Origin of the sequence: Buttiauxella cochleicola (assembly GCF_021283185.1) — a bacterium.
GTDB classification, from domain to species: domain Bacteria; phylum Pseudomonadota; class Gammaproteobacteria; order Enterobacterales; family Enterobacteriaceae; genus Buttiauxella; species Buttiauxella massiliensis.
The window spans coordinates 172273-187399 of sequence record NZ_JAJSOS010000008.1; the positions used below are offsets into that span (position 1 = coordinate 172273).

Consider the following 15127-nt stretch of genomic DNA (forward strand, 5'->3'; position numbering starts at 1 on the left):
TACTTTAAACATCTGCGGTGAACGCGTTGGTTAACCACTCTATTTCATTGCCGGTGAAGGCTAACACATCGAAACGGCAATCCACAGTATCAAAACTTCCTGATGTGCGGGCTAACCAATACGAAGCAGTGTGTAATAATTTTTGTTGCTTACGGCGAGTGATGCTTGCGGCTGCATCACCGAAGTGGTTTGAGCGGCGATATCGCACTTCTACGAAGACGATAACGCTGCCGTGTTTCATGATGAGGTCGATTTCGCCGCCGCGAGAATGGACGTTTGCGGCGATGAAACGCAGTCCATTGCGTTCAAGAAAGCGGCGCGCCTCTAATTCGTAGCGCGCGCCAGCTTGTTGACGGGTCAGGATGCCGGAACGATTTGACCTTGACTGAATTGCAGCCAATTTAACTTCCTGTTAATGACGCAATCCTGGGTTGCAGAAAGCGTGCCGGTATTGCCATTCACCTGATAGCCAGGGACCTGGCGGATTTGAGAGAAGTGATTTGCCAGTGACCACGCGTCCACGCCCATGGCGTAAAGACGTGCCAGTGAGTAATCGTTATTCACGCTACCCAGTGCTTGCTGCATCAGCGATGGGTTGTTGCCGGCAAGCATCGGGATTTCACTGAACTGCAAACCTTCCATTTCCAGACGGAAATCCGGGCCACTTACACCCTGAGAGCTACGCGAACTGGCATACAGTTGCGCTGGGCTGCGGCTGCCGGTACGCATGGCGATCATTGGTTTGATCAATGCGACTTCGTCAGACGTTGCAACGATGTAGGCTGCATCTACGCCACCGGATGTACCACCCGTAATTTGTGCATCTGTTGGTGGAGCAGGAATTGTCAGCCCACCAATGGTCACAGCTTCCGGTTGAGCGGCGGCGGCATTAACCGGAGTGCCGCTCAGCGCGATACCTGAACCGCTGTTAATCCCTTGTTTTAGCTCAGCCGTTGAACCGAACTTCTGCTGTAGTACTGTGCCACCACCGAGTTTCAACCATTCATCGGCAAAAGCTTTAGTGACGCGGTCGCCAAGGGCGCTACGCGGAACCAACAACAGCGGAGCACGATGGCCTTGCTGCCAGATATGATCGGCTGCATCACGCGCTTCGTCTTCTGGCGACAGGGCGAAATAGCAGATATTTGCACGGTTCTGCACGTTTTCAGGTTGGTTAAGCGCCAGGATATTCAGCGGGGAAGTTGTTGTTGCTAACTGATCGACGTTGTTTTTAAGCAATGGGCCGACAACAATCGTTGCACCATCTTGCTGGGCCTGAGCGAGTATCTGAGCCAGCGGTTGTGTGGTGGTGTCGTAGACTTTAACTTCCGCAGCCGGATTGGCTGGAGCCGCGGCAGCTGCAGCTGGCTGTGTTTGTGGAGCAGCTTGCGGAGCCGGAGCTACTGGGGTTGCGTCAGGCTGTTGAGTTAAATCATCAACCGATGCCGCCGCCGGGCTTGCTACCATATTTGGATCTGCGGGTTTCGGCAATGCGGCCTGAGTGGTGTCAACAGGCTGCCCGTTGGTATCAGCAACCTGCGCCGGAGCCGTAGTTTGCGCGACTGGTGCGGAGCCCATATTTTTCGCCGCTTCAAAACCTTGCTGGATAGTGCGACCAAATACAGCGGCCTGGCCACTTAATGGCAGCAACAGTGCGATTTTCTCAGTAGAGGCAGGTTTGTAATTCTGCATATTACTGAGCTGAGCTGGCAACGTTTTCGCACCTGGGTTTTGCGGGTAACGCGTTTGCCAGTCTTTAATACCGGCTTTTAGCATTTCGGGATCGTTACGGTTGTCGTTCCAGACGCGTTGCAGATCCAGCCAGCCTTGCAGCGTGTTTTCGTCGGCATTAATGACCAGCGAATTCATCTGCTCCGGTGTCATCTGAGACAGTGCCTGCCATGTACCGTCGATATTCTTCTGATGCGCAGGGCCAGTCAGCATTGGCTCTTGTGCAATATACGCGCGCAGCAGTTCAAGCGACGGGCGGTTCTGGCTTGCGTCGATAACCGCCTGGTAGTAGCGAGTTTGCTGGTTTTTATTGAGTGTAGAAAGCTCGATTTTGCTCAGGCGCGTGTTGGCGTCAGCAAAATCCTTCTGGGCAACTTTCACCTCGACTGCCAGTAACTTCTGCTCACGCACCTGTTCTTCATTCATCTCTTTTGGCAGTTGATTGTAGAGATCAACGGCTTGCTGAGTTTTGCCTTCTTTTAACAGCGCATGAATGGCGAGTAATTGCCAGGTGGTCTTGCTATCATCGCTACTTTGCTGCATTTGTTGCAGGTAATACGCTGAATCAGCAGTCGCCTCGCCTTGAATATGGGCAGCAGACTGGTCTGGTGCTTTAGTTGTACAGCCGGCGAATATTAGCGCGGCCAACATAACAGGCAGACAACGCCCGGCTTTAGAACGAATAAATTTAGACGGTACCATTCTGTATCCAGTGTAATTTTTATCTCAGTGTTCAATATTAAATCGGCAATACGGATGAAACAATGAAACAACTCGAAACGGCGGCTATTTCTGCCAGCACGCTCTACATCGTTCCGACACCCATCGGTAACCTCGGCGATATCACACAGCGGGCATTAGCCGTGTTGCAAAGCGTTGACCTGATTGCCGCCGAAGATACTCGCCATACCGGTTTGCTGCTGCAACATTTTGCGATTAATGCGCGGATGTTCGCATTGCATGATCATAACGAGCAACAAAAAGCAGAAACCCTGCTGGCAAAACTGCAAGAAGGGCAAAGCATCGCGCTTGTGTCTGATGCAGGAACGCCATTAATTAACGATCCTGGTTACCATCTGGTGCGTGCCTGCCGCGAAGCGGGTATTCGCGTGGTGCCGCTGCCAGGCCCGTGTGCCGCGATTGCTGCATTAAGTGCTGCTGGTTTGCCTTCTGACCGTTTCTGCTACGAAGGTTTTCTTCCTGCAAAGTCCAAAGGCCGTCGTGATGCACTAAAAGCCATTGAGCAAGAACCCCGTACGCTCATCTTCTATGAGTCTACGCATCGCCTGCTCGATAGTTTAGACGATATATGCGCTGTGCTTGGTGAATCACGCTATGTGGTGCTGGCGCGAGAGCTGACGAAAACCTGGGAATCGATTCACGGCGCACCGATTGGTGAGCTGGCTGCCTGGGTTAAAGAAGACGAAAACCGCCGTAAAGGCGAGATGGTGTTGATTGTCGAAGGCTTCAAAGCCCCTGTCGATGACGCGCTGCCAGCCGATGCGCTGCGCACGCTGGCACTCCTGCAAACGGAACTACCACTGAAAAAGGCTGCAGCACTGGCGGCTGAAATTCACGGCGTGAAGAAAAATGCGCTGTATAAATATGCTTTAGAAAACAGCGAGAAATAGTGTTTTCCGAGCATGCTCGCACTCTTTCATTACAGGTATCTCTATTGTTAGTGTGGTTTAAATAAGCGATGGTAGTTTGCTCATACTTTAGTCTGTTCAGGATGAGCAAATTATGCCGGTGTTGTATCAGGGATATTCAAATTACCCTATCAGCTATAGCCCTTCCGCTCTTGAGCGAGCATTTGATGTGTCCGGCACTACAGATATTCTTGGTATGCCTGCATTGATTGTGCTGCGAAAAGATAAAACGGCTGCGGCAATTGTTTATGCAGAACCCTCACAGGAAGAAAATGGTGAATTGCGCCATCTTGTCGCCGCTAAACTGGATTTGATTCCGCGTAAAAGCACGAACCAGAATGAATCTATTCTGGCGGTTAAGCGCTATTGGGAATCTAAAGCAGTTTTGCAGGTTGAGGGTGTTGTGGTTGATAGATCTGTGCAAGATACCCGAGTAGCGACAACGCTTTATGAGCATTTGATCGTTGAAAAGGGACCGATCCTGATGAGCGATCATGATCAATATATTGGCGGTCAGAATATCTGGAAACGCATCGCCAGGGTGTCTAAAAAAATTGATGTATTTATCCTTGATACGGAAAGCGGGCGTTTTTACCCTTATGACGGTGAACGCACCCGTTACGACTGTGAAAGTATTCCCGAGTCAGAAATCTGGAGTCTTGCTCCCGATGAATCCCGCCGAGGTATAGTGCTGGTGGCTGAACGAGCGGCTGAATGAATTTCCCAAGTCGGGTAATACGACGATTACCCGACTTGGGAAGAGGTTTGCTTAAATCTTCAATCTGCTTGGGCAGGATTGATCCTTAATTTTCAAGTTCTTGTGTGAAGCGTGTACTGTCGTACAGGCAATGAACGTTTTGATGCATCCATAAGAAGGAAGATGGAGTCTGACAACTCACCTTTTTTTCCAGCAATTTTGAAAATGCAGACTGTTTCCATTCGCCTGCGACCAGAAATAAGATTTCGCGAGCCGCCATTATCTCTCGTAATCCTAATGTTATTCCACGCTCAACTGGCTGCTCTGAATCTTTAATCATTGCATGTTGGCGGGTATGTTCATCGAGCATGGTAATATGGCAAGCCGGTTCTAATGAATCACCTGGCTCATTGAGCCCCAAATGGCCATTTTTACCCAGCCCCAGTACACACAAATCAATCCCACCATTCTGGGTAATCAATTCGATAACGCGCTGACACTCCTTATCATCGACATTCTGTGAACGAAACGAGATGAACCGTTCGGGGGCGATATTTAGCGGCTGGATGATATGGGTTTGTAAGAATGTCTCGCAAGTGCCATCGGCATTGAGCGGGATATTGAGCCATTCATCCAACTTAACAAACGTAATCTGGCTGATATCAATATTGCGTTGCTTCACTTTACTGACAAACATTGAATAAGTGAGCAGCGGTGTACCGCCGGTCGCGAGGCAAATTGTCGCCTGCGGATTCTGTGTTATCGCTCTGATTAGGCACTCGCTTGCCTTTTCGCTGAGCGCTTGATAATCAGCGCAACGATGGAAAGCCATTGCGTCCATTTGATGCTCCCTCTGTCATTAGTGCCATTACGAGCGTGCGTCGCACGCTCTGTGAGGTTACAAAATTCCCGCAGCCGAAGCCGCAATAGAAAGAATAAATGTCACTCCAATCAGTAACACTGGGTGCGCTCTTTTCACGCGCAGAAAGTAGTACATCAGCAGGGTGTAGCCCATTGGCAAAATATTGGGGAATATTTTGTCGAAGAAATCCTGCTGCAAATGGACGCTATGAGTGGCATCGATAGCGAAAGCGGTCACTACGTTAATATGCACATAAGAGGCAATTAACCCGCCGATAACAGTAATCCCCAAAATGGTGGCGGAGTTGGCTATCATCTGCGAGTTTTCTCGCACTTTATCAATGGCTTTTACCCCCACCGAATAGCCGATGTGCGTCCAGCCGACACGCAGGAAAAAGATAGCCAGATAGACAATGAAAAATAGAATCGGGCCAAGAATGTTGCCCTGGCTGGCGAAAGAAGAGCAAATCCCCGCCATAATAGGGAGTAAGGTAAACCAGAAAACGGCGTCGCCAATCCCGGCAATAGGGCCAAAAAGTGCAACCTTCAACCCTTTAATGGTGCTACGGTTTTCCCCCTTTTCCTCCATCGAAATGAGTAACCCCATCAAAAAGCCAACGAAGTTTGGGTGGGTGTTGATAAATTCCAGGTTGTCCTTCATGGCGGCACTGAGGCCTTCTTTGTCATCCCGATAGATTTTTTTCAGCAACGGAAGCATGGCCCAGGTAAAACCGCCTGCCTGCATTCTTTCGTAGTTGAAACTCGCTTGTAGCAAAGAAGAGCGAAAACCTAAGCGGGTGATGTCTTTTTTAGTAATTTCAGATTCCATTGCTGTAATCCTCTTCTTCAGGAGTTTTCATTTCTTGTTGTAATTCAGATTGTTTTTTGGCTTTGGCGCTGAAGAATTCATAGATGGCAAAGCCTGCACCCAGTACCGCAACAGGGAGCAAATTGCTTACCTGGATGTAGCAAACAAACAGGAAACCGGCGATCAGGTAAGGGATGTATTTGGCTTTAAACATCACGCGCAACAGGAGACCAAAACCGACAGCCGGTAGTATTCCGCCAGCGACTTCGAAACCGTGGGTCAACCAGACGGGCATTGACTTAACCAGCGATTGCATCGCGCCCTGGGCAAGATAGGTACATAAAAAAGCAATCACGGCGTATGAGCTTGCGACAATCAATGTTGTCGTCCAGTTTAGACGTGAGAATGCAGCAGTATTACCGTCTCTGGCATGTTTATCCGCTTTCGACATAAAAAGTGAGAATGCGGAATAGAAAAATAGAATGACATACTGCATGAGTAGGCTGAATGGCAGGCCCAGGCCGATTGCAGTTTTGGCGTCAACACCGGTAGAAAATGCAATTACTGTCGTCATTAACCCCGCCATGATGGGGTTCGGAGGTTGCACACCGCCTGCAGGCGTGAGGCCCGCAAATGCCAGTTCAGTTAAACCGCCAGTAATCAGGCCAATATGGATATCACCAAGAATCGCGCCCGTTAAAGTACAGACGATTATTGGCCGGAATAAAAAAAGTGCTTCCAGCCAAAAATCTATCCCTAAGAAGAAAACTAAGGCTGCAAGCGATAGCCCTTGTATTAATGTTATTTCATGCATTTAAAATTCCTCGTCCAGATAAAAACCCTGTAAATAACGATGGTTAAAATCGTTTATTATCCGGGAATATTTTCTTTCTGATCTCCAGGCACATCCTGGATAAAAATATTGACGTGATTTTTCTGAATAAACTGGAGATCTGCCAGGTCTTGTTCATCAACGTAAACCTTGCTGCTGATCTGTTTTTTCCCTTCAGAAAAATGCATATTCCCAACGTTGACATCTTTGAGGAGGACGCCACCTTCAACCAACTTCCTAACGGTGGAGGGAGTACGGCAGATCAGAAATATTTTCTGATGTGGCGCAGCTTTGGAAATAATATTTATCGTCTTTTCAATGGTAAAGAAGCGGATGCCAAAGCCGTAAGTTTCCGCTGTCATTCCCATTAATTTTTGCTGGATATCATCGTTTGCGGTTTCATCATCAACGACGATAAGAAGGTTTGCACCAATGGTGGATGTCCAGGTGACACCTACCTGGCCATGTACCAGTCGATTATCAATGCGTGTTAATAAAATGTTTGGGTTACTCATAAGTTAAATTCCTGTCGTGATTATTCCATTAATGTTACGTAAGAATATTATTGAGTTATTGTTTTTTTCATAATTCATTGAATGAAAAAGATTTTTTCTCCCGGTAATAATTGTTTAATTAAAAACGGATTTAATTGTTTTCAAATTAAAATAATGGGCGGTTTTGTTCAATTAAAAAAATATATTATTTCGGATTTTCTGTGGCATATTTATGTGCAGAGCCACAAACATTAATTTTATTTCTGATAATAGTTTTCATCGCATCCATTCCCACGCGCATGTAATAGCGGGGATCGTTACCTTCCGGATTCTCGGCAAACCATTTTTTCACCGCGTCAGCAAAGGCGATTTTTAGTTCGGTTGCGACATTTACTTTGCACACACCCAGTTCGATGGCGCGTCTGACGTATTCGTCCGGCACATCGCTTGCGCCATGCAGAACCAGCGGAATATCCACAACTTCACGAATTTCAGCCAGGCGCTGGAAATCAATTTTTGGGCGCTTGGTATAAAGCCCGTGTGCCGTGCCGATGGCAACCGCGAGGCTATCGATACCGGTGAGTTCGACGAAACGGCGTGCTTCTTGTGGGTCGGTCAGGAAGGCGCTTTCTTCGTCGACATCCATATCGTCTTCCACACCGCCGAGGCGGCCTAGCTCTGCTTCCACGCTGCAATCATGGCGGTGGCAAAAATCAACCACTGATTTCACCAGATGCACATTTTCTGCAAGTGGGAAATGGCTGCCGTCGATCATAGCGCTACGCACCCCCGCATTTACTTTGTGGCTGATATCGGCGAGCGATTCATGGTGATCAAGATGCAGTGCCAGTGGCATGTCGTAGCTTTCAGAATAGGCTTCGCATAATGCATAAATCTCTTCAAAAGCGATATGTTTGAAGGTACCTGGGGTACCCGCAAGAATCACCGGTGACTGCATTTCTTTGCAGACTTCTAAAATTGCCTGAATAGTTTCTGCGTTGTGAATATTGAATGCGGGAACGGCATAACCCCGAGCTTGTGCATCCTGCAGAAGATATTTAGTGGAAATAATACTCATGTTGTTATCCTCTCAGCCTTTCCACGGATGAATAATCACACCCTGCACAACACGGTTTACCGTGCCGCTGGCAGAAGGCGAATCAGGGGTAATACCGGCTTTGATTGATTCCGTGAGCGCGAAAATCTGCGCATACATCAGGAAACAAAAAGCCTGCTCGACGTCGATGAAATCGCGGGAAGGTGATAGCCAGATGTGTGGCCCTTTTTCCACTTCCGCGCAAGGTGAGGAGCAGATAGCGACTATGCGAAGAGCTTGTTGGTCACGGTGCAACTCAGCCAGCAAATCAAGGTCATACTGGCGTGTGTATGGATGGCTTGAAACCATGACCACAACTAACGTTTCTTTGTTTACCAGTGATTTAGGGCCATGGCGGAACCCGGTAGGGGAGTCATAAAATGCCGCCAGTTTTCCAGCCGTGAGTTCCATAACTTTCAGTGCGGATTCACGCGCTACACCTTGCAAACCGCCACTGCCGAGGTAGACAACCCGGCGGAAAGGCAAATCACCAAACACGCTTTCGCTGAGATTACCCTGTGAAGTAATGATTTCTTCACAGCGGTCAGCCACATCCTGGAAAGTGGTACTGTTGATAACATCCGGTGCAAACACGGCCAGGCAGCTTGCCATCATGGTGGTGATACTGCTGGTCATGGCGAAGCCACGGTCGTGAGTTTCTGCGGGCATTAATAACGCTAGTGCATTGCTACCTGTCTGAGCGTTTTGATACAGGCTTCCGGCTTCATTGCAGGTGATGACCAGGTGGTAGCAGTCACTGACGACCTGGTTAACTAAATCCACTGCAGCCACGCTTTCCGGGCTATTGCCGGAACGAGCAAACGAAACCAGCAATGTGGGCTGAGCTGGCGTTAAATAGTCCAGCGGATTGGTGACGAGATCGGTAGTAGGGACTGCAACAAAGTTTTTCCCGGTGTGGCGTGATAACCACGGCGTAATAATCTCGCCAATAAATGCGGAGGTTCCTGCACCCGTCAGGATAATTTTCAGTGAGGTGTTTTGCAGCAAAGGCTCAAGAAATGCGTTGATGTTGCTACGTAACGTATCGATATTTTTTAGCGATCGGATCCAGCTTTCTGGCTGTTGACGGATCTCTTTTTCAGTCCAGGTTGTTGTGCCGGAAAGACAGGCAGATTGGGTTTCGCTCATAACTCAGTCCTTAGCAGTGCAAGATCATGGGAAGTAGCACAAAACAGAAAAGGACAATCTTTCGTTTTGTTTCATTTACTCAATTTAATGCTTGAATAAAATTTATATAAAAGAAAACGAAAGGTCAATGCAAGAAAAACAATAAAACGAAAAATGTGATCTAGTGAACGGTTGGTTTAATGCAACCTGTTGATTTATATGTATTAACATAAAAGAGGGTAGTGCTGATAAATTAAAAAAGAAAGGAAAAGAAAGGTCTGTCGATCAGGTGACGGCAGATAAAAGAGAGGTGTAATGAAAGAACTACAAAGGAGACGGTAGGCTGTAAATCCAGATGCTGTGCAGCAAAAGCTGTGAGCTCAGTGCAAGCAGATTGGCACTTTTGCCCACGGCGAGTGAACCTCGGTTGCTATCTAACCCCAGTAATTTTGCGGGGTGTAGTGAAGCCATGTGAACAGCGGCTTCACTCAAGGGCGGCAGACTTGCAACCGTGTTCTCATATTCCTTCCTCTACCGCCTCAGCTTCGCGGTGGCGCCCCATTTCATCCACCAGGCTGGTTAATCCGCGATGACCACACTCTAGTGCTTGCAGACGAAACTCTTGGCTGGATAAGCCATCGCGCTCTAGCGCCATTTCCAGCAGGAGTTGCAGATTGATACCAGTAATCACTTCACGCCCAGGTTTTTGTAATGCCAGGGTTGAAGCCACGCGGAACGGTGTACCGCCAAGCAAATCGGTTAAAAACACCAGCCCATCGCTTTCATCTAATGCGCCAATGGCGTCTTCAAACTGTGATGTGAGTATTGCAGTTGATGAGGTTTCAGGGAAATCGATAGCAATAAACTGCTCTTGTTCGCCAAGAATCTGCTTCATCGCCTTTTCCAGCCCGGAGGCAAAGCCACCGTGGCCACTAAGAATAATGCTTAACATATTGTTTTCTCTCTTTTACAAGTCATCACTTATAGGAGGGGAGCAAACTTTCCGACAATGCCCAACACAACCGTAAAATCAATAAGACGTATAGCACTCAAGCTGCCGCGAACCAGCGCGGACATGCACAAATTATAAACCAATGGTAAGAAGGGGGGCATTAGCTGGTCGACATTGAACACCAACCTGGCCGTGGCTCAGTCGCTCATCAATGCGGCTTAATACAATGTTTGGCATGTTGTTTCCCCTCTTATTATGTTGGGTTTAGTTCGCTGGCTGTGCGCTCTGGCAGGCGCAATGGTACTGGTGCAACACGTCCTGGATATGGTCGATAATCAGCTCATGCGGTGTGGCTGAAATTTTTCCTTCACGGGCCCTGGCGTACTGAAGAGGCAGATACTGACTGATCAATGGCAAAGGAATAAATTCACCTGCCAAATTAGTGACAAGATCTGAATACGCCTCATCAATGTCATGATCCGGCCAGTAATAGCGAATGCGATCCGAGTAGCTGTAACCGCGCGCCAGTCGGCGGTCGCTGTCATTGCCGTGATAATGGTGTTTCCAGTATTCAGGGTGCTCAAGCATCACGCTTTCAAGAACATCTCGAAGCCCGGAGCATTTATGTGCCGGGCGTAATTCGCGCTCGATAGCGGCTAATGAAAACAGTGCTTCACGCAGTGCAAAGGTCAGCGCTGGTCCGACTTTCAGAATCGCAAAGTGGTTTTGTACCAGTTGCTGCAATGCCTGTGGCGTCTGGTAATCGGTGGAATGCGCTTCAAACACCATGGTGTCGAAAGCTTCAATCATCTGGCTTAAGAAAAGTGATTTCTCAGGTTGGTAGTCAATAACCTGCGTGTGGTCGAATTCCACACCTGGCTGGACAACCAGCCCGATAATGCGTGGCCACAAGTCACTCAAACCTTGTAATTCAAACGCATGGCGATGGGCTTCGAGCGTTGTTTTTGCAGCCTGTGGTGTAGTGACAGCGAGTTCTGCCAGCGTTTCGTGCGCGCCACCAGGGACTGGAACTTCAGTGCCGATAACGTATACCAAATCGGAAGCACCAAATTTCTCAATACAGGTTTGTTCTGCAATCTTTGCCAGCCGGGCGGCACGCATGGCAACAATGGTATCAGTCAACGGAACCGGGTCATCTGCGCAAGACATGCTGCAATCCAGGTGGATCTTTTTGAAACCTGCCGCGACATAGCAACGGATGAGCTCGTCCGCGTTACGCATGGCTTCTTCTGCGGGCAGAGCCTGCCAACGGTTCGGACCCAGGTGATCGCCCCCCAGAATGAGTTGCTCCCGTGGGAAGTGGTATTTATCTGCCATTTGTTCGACAAAACCACGGAAGTCTTCCGGTGTCATTCCGGTATAGCCGCCGTGTTGATCGACCTGATTGGACGTTGCTTCTATTAATAAGAGAGATTTTTCGTCCCGGCTATGGCGCATCGCCGCTTCGAGAACTAACGGGTGAGCAGAACAAACGGCAAAAATGCCACATCGTGAATCCTGTTTATGGTCGGCCACAAACGCGGTTAAATGTTTCACTTTCCTCTCCGTATGGGTTGGCTATCTGTTTGTCTTTCGATTTGTTTCATTTAATAGTGGTGTATCGTGCGATAAAAACAAAACGAAAGATAATAGAATTGAGATCTGTTTCGCAAAAGAAACATAATGAAAGCATATTTGACACAATGACAGTGAGTGCAGCACGCGATGTAAAGGCTTGCTTTCCGTGAAAAGAAAGGTGTTAATAGACGAAGTGAAATGAAACGAAAGGTTTTATGAAAGGATCATGTATGAATAATACCGACGCAGCAACGGACAAGCGTGTAACAGGTACAAGTGAAAGGCGTGAGCAGATCATTCAGCGTCTTCGTCAACAAGGAAGCGTGCAGGTTAATGATCTATCATCATTTTTTGGTGTCTCGACGGTGACGATCCGTAACGATCTGGCTTTTCTGGAAAAGCAGGGCGTTGCAGTGCGAGCTTACGGCGGGGCGCTAGTTTGCGATTCGGGTACTGCTGCGGTTGAACCGACCGTTGAGGATAAAAGCTCTCTGAATACTTCGCTCAAACGCAGCATTGCGCTTGCAGCGGCGGATCTCATCAAACCAGGCCATCGCGTCATTCTTGACTCAGGTACCACCACTTATGAGATTGCGCGTCATATGCGCCACCATAAGGAAGTGATTGCGATGACCAACGGCATGAACGTGGCGAATGCGCTGCTTGAAGCTGAAGGGGTGGAGTTACTGATGACCGGTGGGCACCTGCGCCGCCAGTCGTTGTCATTCTATGGCGATCAGGCCGATCAATCTTTGCAAAACTATCACTTCGACATGCTGTTTCTGGGCGTCGATGCCATCGATCTTGAGCGCGGTGTTAGTACCCATAACGAAGATGAAGCGCGTCTAAACCGCCGGATGTGTGAAGTGGCTGAGCGTATTATCGTGGTCACGGACTCCAGTAAATTTAATCGCTCCAGCTTGCATAAGATCATTGATACCCAACGCATTCATATGGTTATCACGGATGCAGGTATTCCTGAAGAGAGCCTGAATGGTCTGCGTAAAGGCGGCATTGAAGTGGTATTGGTTGGGGAATAAAAGCTAATTGGATTGGGGGGCGATGAGTATGGGAATGGAAACGAACTGATTTTATTCACAAGTGTTCCAGTTATTCAGGCTGCATACTAATGCAGCCTGAATATTGTCAATATACGGAATATGAGGGAAAATCGTTAATAACCACCGGCACCACACTTCGATTTATATCTCTGATTTTCATCTAATTGTCCATGTCTATACTTGATTCAAAGGCATCTTCAATCAGTTGACTGAGGCTATTTTTCTCATGCATTGTTACAAGGAGATTTTTAGTTGCGCGGGTGAAACCGACATACAATCTGCGAACATGATCGGTGAGGTCTTCATCTTTACCAGTAATATGGCTGGAACCCACCATTGCTACAGCTTTAAATTCAAGTCCTTTGCTGCTCTGAATCGTGACAATGCAAATGACATCGCTTACTGGATTATAATTTTTCTTGCTGTTTGAGTCCCTGAGATGTGCATGAGGAATATCATTTTCCTTAAGCACTCTTTCAAAATAATCCCCATCCTGATGGGTTGTGCAAATAATGGCAATATCGTTCCATGATTTAAGTTTTTCTTTTTGGGATTTGATCCATTGAACAACATATTTTCCTTCCTCTATTTGAGATGAAAAAATCTGAAGCTCAGGTGGCTCACCTGTGGTACCTGCGGTTTCTGGATCTATAAAACAATGTTCGCCTTCATTTTTGCTTTTTAAGTGGGCACCAGCAAAGTTATAGGCGAAGGATAATATCTCTCTGGTGTTGCGATAGTTTATACGAAGGATTTGTGTTCTTCCTTTCGCCTGAATCCCTACACTTGCCAGCGAAAAATCAAGCGTGCCACTTTTCTGATAAATAGTTTGAGCATCATCATAAAGGAAGAGTAAATGCCCATTTTCTGCATCTGTCATTTTCGATAACAGGGATAACCATTCAGGCTTGAAGTCATGGCCTTCATCAATGAGAATGGCACCATATTGCTGAGTTGGAATACCACCACGGTCAACCTCTGCAATTACATCTTCGACATGCTGCTCATAGGCTTTTCTGCTTGGGTCCGATTTTAAATTAGCTTTCGAGAATTGGTTTTTGCACCAGCCATGAAAATGCACTATTTCAACTCGGTTACCTAATCCGGCTGCAGTAATCCTTCCCCTCAGACTAGCTGCCAATGTGACATTGAAGCAGACGACTAAAATAGGCGTCGTTAATTCTTCAGCAAGATATAAACAACGATAAAGTAATATTACTGTTTTACCCGATCCTGCAACACCATGAATAATTCGATGTCCATTCCCCATGCTTCTGGCTAAGTCTTCTTGATGGATAGACATCACTTTCGTCATTTCCGCAACCTGAACGGGTACAGTGCGGGGACTTGAGGAAAGAGCTGAATCTTCAAGTAAATCCATTTGGGAGTGGTTAAGTCGCACTTCAGGATAAATATGCCAACGCACACGATCAACTTGCTCTGTTGATAAACTATCCTTAAGTGAATATGGCAGATTATTCCAAAGTTTTGTTGCTAATAATGCAGGGTCATTAATTTCATCACTGCAAATAATCATGTGAGGAGGCAATACATTATTTTGCTCCTCAATTGTTAAAGCCGCATCCAGTTGCTTACGGGTTATAAAGCTGAAAAACACGGCATAACCATAAGGGAATAGTGGCTTTCCTGCGTATTTCCCTTCCTGGAAAACAAGCTGATTATCTGAGGCAAGTGTATTAATAGCTGTATAAGCGTATTGCCTGACTTGTTCTAAGGGATTGCCATAGGACTCTAAACGTTCATTACGTAAATACTTTACCGTTAGCTTGTCTATCTCTTTGATATTGTCAATTTTCCAGTCCTTCACCTCCAAAAAGAACATCCCCCTGTCGGGATTGAGCACAATAAAATCTGGATAGCGCTTCTGCGTTTTACTGCCTACCCATACGTCATACCAACAGAGACAATTATCGGAAAGAGTGGACTCCAGTTTCCTGCCGAGTCTTTTTTCTCCAGATGTTATTTTTCCTGAGCAACTACTTAGAGAGGGAATTAACTTGGCCATACTATTCCTTTGGGTTGTAACATCCTGAAAGTAAATCATTATAAGCAAATGTGGAGTTCTTTCAGAAGAAAAAAGGAATATCAGGAGGTAGATCATAAAAACAACATATGGAAGTAACGATATATTAATTTTAGGTTTTCTTGTGGGGATCCATCGGCGTTTCTCCACTCCAGATCTTCACCACAAATTAAACAAATGTGCCAGCGGTTAGATC

Annotated in this window: 15 protein-coding genes and 1 pseudogene; 3 read left to right on the forward strand and 13 right to left on the reverse strand. The window is 47.1% G+C overall.

Annotated elements, in window-relative coordinates; translation table 11 throughout:
* Positions 1-4: 4 nt before the first annotated feature.
* Complete coding sequence (locus LVQ76_RS14275; protein ID WP_064515874.1) at positions 5-400, reverse strand: YraN family protein; 396 nt, start codon at positions 398-400, stop codon at positions 5-7.
* Positions 358-2433, reverse strand: a complete 2076-nt coding sequence (locus LVQ76_RS14280) for a penicillin-binding protein activator (RefSeq protein WP_232921897.1) — start codon at positions 2431-2433, stop codon at positions 358-360. Before LVQ76_RS14280 ends, LVQ76_RS14275 begins: the two co-directional genes overlap by 43 nt.
* 62 nt (positions 2434-2495) lie before the next feature.
* Between LVQ76_RS14280 and rsmI the strand changes: the two genes are divergently transcribed.
* Both rsmI and LVQ76_RS14290 read left to right on the forward strand, forming a co-directional pair.
* On the forward strand, positions 2496-3362 hold the full coding sequence (gene rsmI, locus LVQ76_RS14285; RefSeq protein ID WP_064515879.1) for a 16S rRNA (cytidine(1402)-2'-O)-methyltransferase: 867 nt from the start codon (positions 2496-2498) through the stop codon (positions 3360-3362).
* 112 nt (positions 3363-3474) lie between these two features.
* Positions 3475-4098 (forward strand): hypothetical protein, encoded by a 624-nt coding sequence (locus LVQ76_RS14290; RefSeq protein WP_232921898.1) that lies wholly within the window; start codon positions 3475-3477, stop codon positions 4096-4098.
* 85 nt (positions 4099-4183) lie between these two features.
* On the opposite strand, the gene LVQ76_RS14295 is transcribed toward LVQ76_RS14290, so the two are convergent.
* The 10 genes and pseudogenes from LVQ76_RS14295 to kbaZ form a co-directional block, all read right to left on the reverse strand.
* Positions 4184-4918 carry a galactosamine-6-phosphate isomerase gene (locus tag LVQ76_RS14295; RefSeq protein ID WP_232921899.1) on the reverse strand — a complete coding sequence of 245 codons (735 nt, stop codon included), beginning with the start codon at positions 4916-4918 and terminating at the stop codon, positions 4184-4186.
* A gap of 57 nt (positions 4919-4975) precedes the next feature.
* The gene (agaD, locus tag LVQ76_RS14300) at positions 4976-5767 is read right to left on the reverse strand and encodes a PTS galactosamine transporter subunit IID (RefSeq protein WP_064540490.1); all 792 of its coding nucleotides are present in this window, start codon (positions 5765-5767) and stop codon (positions 4976-4978) included.
* A complete protein-coding gene (gene agaC, locus LVQ76_RS14305; protein ID WP_232865638.1) occupies positions 5757-6560 on the reverse strand; it encodes a PTS galactosamine transporter subunit IIC in 804 nt (267 codons plus the stop codon). The genes agaD and agaC overlap by 11 nt, the downstream gene beginning before the upstream one ends.
* A gap of 56 nt (positions 6561-6616) precedes the next feature.
* Entirely contained in the window at positions 6617-7093 is a 477-nt protein-coding gene (gene agaB / locus LVQ76_RS14310) for a PTS galactosamine transporter subunit IIB (RefSeq protein WP_232865637.1), read from the reverse strand.
* Between the two features lie 184 nt (positions 7094-7277).
* A complete protein-coding gene (gene kbaY, locus LVQ76_RS14315) occupies positions 7278-8150 on the reverse strand; it encodes a tagatose-bisphosphate aldolase subunit KbaY (protein ID WP_232865636.1) in 873 nt (290 codons plus the stop codon).
* A 12-nt stretch (positions 8151-8162) separates the two neighbouring features.
* Positions 8163-9317, reverse strand: a complete 1155-nt coding sequence (locus tag LVQ76_RS14320; RefSeq protein ID WP_232865635.1) for an SIS domain-containing protein — start codon at positions 9315-9317, stop codon at positions 8163-8165.
* 303 nt (positions 9318-9620) lie between these two features.
* Positions 9621-9788: an amidohydrolase family protein gene (locus tag LVQ76_RS14325; RefSeq protein WP_370639860.1), complete on the reverse strand. Its 168-nt coding sequence runs from the start codon at positions 9786-9788 to the stop codon at positions 9621-9623.
* 25 nt (positions 9789-9813) lie between these two features.
* On the reverse strand, positions 9814-10248 hold the full coding sequence (gene agaF, locus LVQ76_RS14330) for a PTS galactosamine/N-acetylgalactosamine transporter subunit IIA (protein WP_232921900.1): 435 nt from the start codon (positions 10246-10248) through the stop codon (positions 9814-9816).
* A gap of 174 nt (positions 10249-10422) precedes the next feature.
* A pseudogene (locus tag LVQ76_RS14335) lies at positions 10423-10485 on the reverse strand (PTS N-acetylgalactosamine transporter subunit IIB); the annotation flags it as partial.
* Between the two features lie 27 nt (positions 10486-10512).
* The gene (gene kbaZ / locus LVQ76_RS14340; protein WP_232921901.1) at positions 10513-11805 is read right to left on the reverse strand and encodes a tagatose-bisphosphate aldolase subunit KbaZ; all 1293 of its coding nucleotides are present in this window, start codon (positions 11803-11805) and stop codon (positions 10513-10515) included.
* Between the two features lie 251 nt (positions 11806-12056).
* On the opposite strand from kbaZ, the gene LVQ76_RS14345 reads away from it, so the two are divergent.
* Positions 12057-12866 (forward strand): DeoR family transcriptional regulator, encoded by an 810-nt coding sequence (locus LVQ76_RS14345; RefSeq protein WP_232921902.1) that lies wholly within the window; start codon positions 12057-12059, stop codon positions 12864-12866.
* Positions 12867-13047: 181 nt separating this feature from the next.
* Here LVQ76_RS14345 and LVQ76_RS14350 read toward each other — a convergent pair whose 3' ends face one another.
* Positions 13048-14913 carry a 3'-5' exonuclease gene (locus tag LVQ76_RS14350; RefSeq protein ID WP_232921903.1) on the reverse strand — a complete coding sequence of 622 codons (1866 nt, stop codon included), beginning with the start codon at positions 14911-14913 and terminating at the stop codon, positions 13048-13050.
* Positions 14914-15127: the final 214 nt, after the last annotated feature.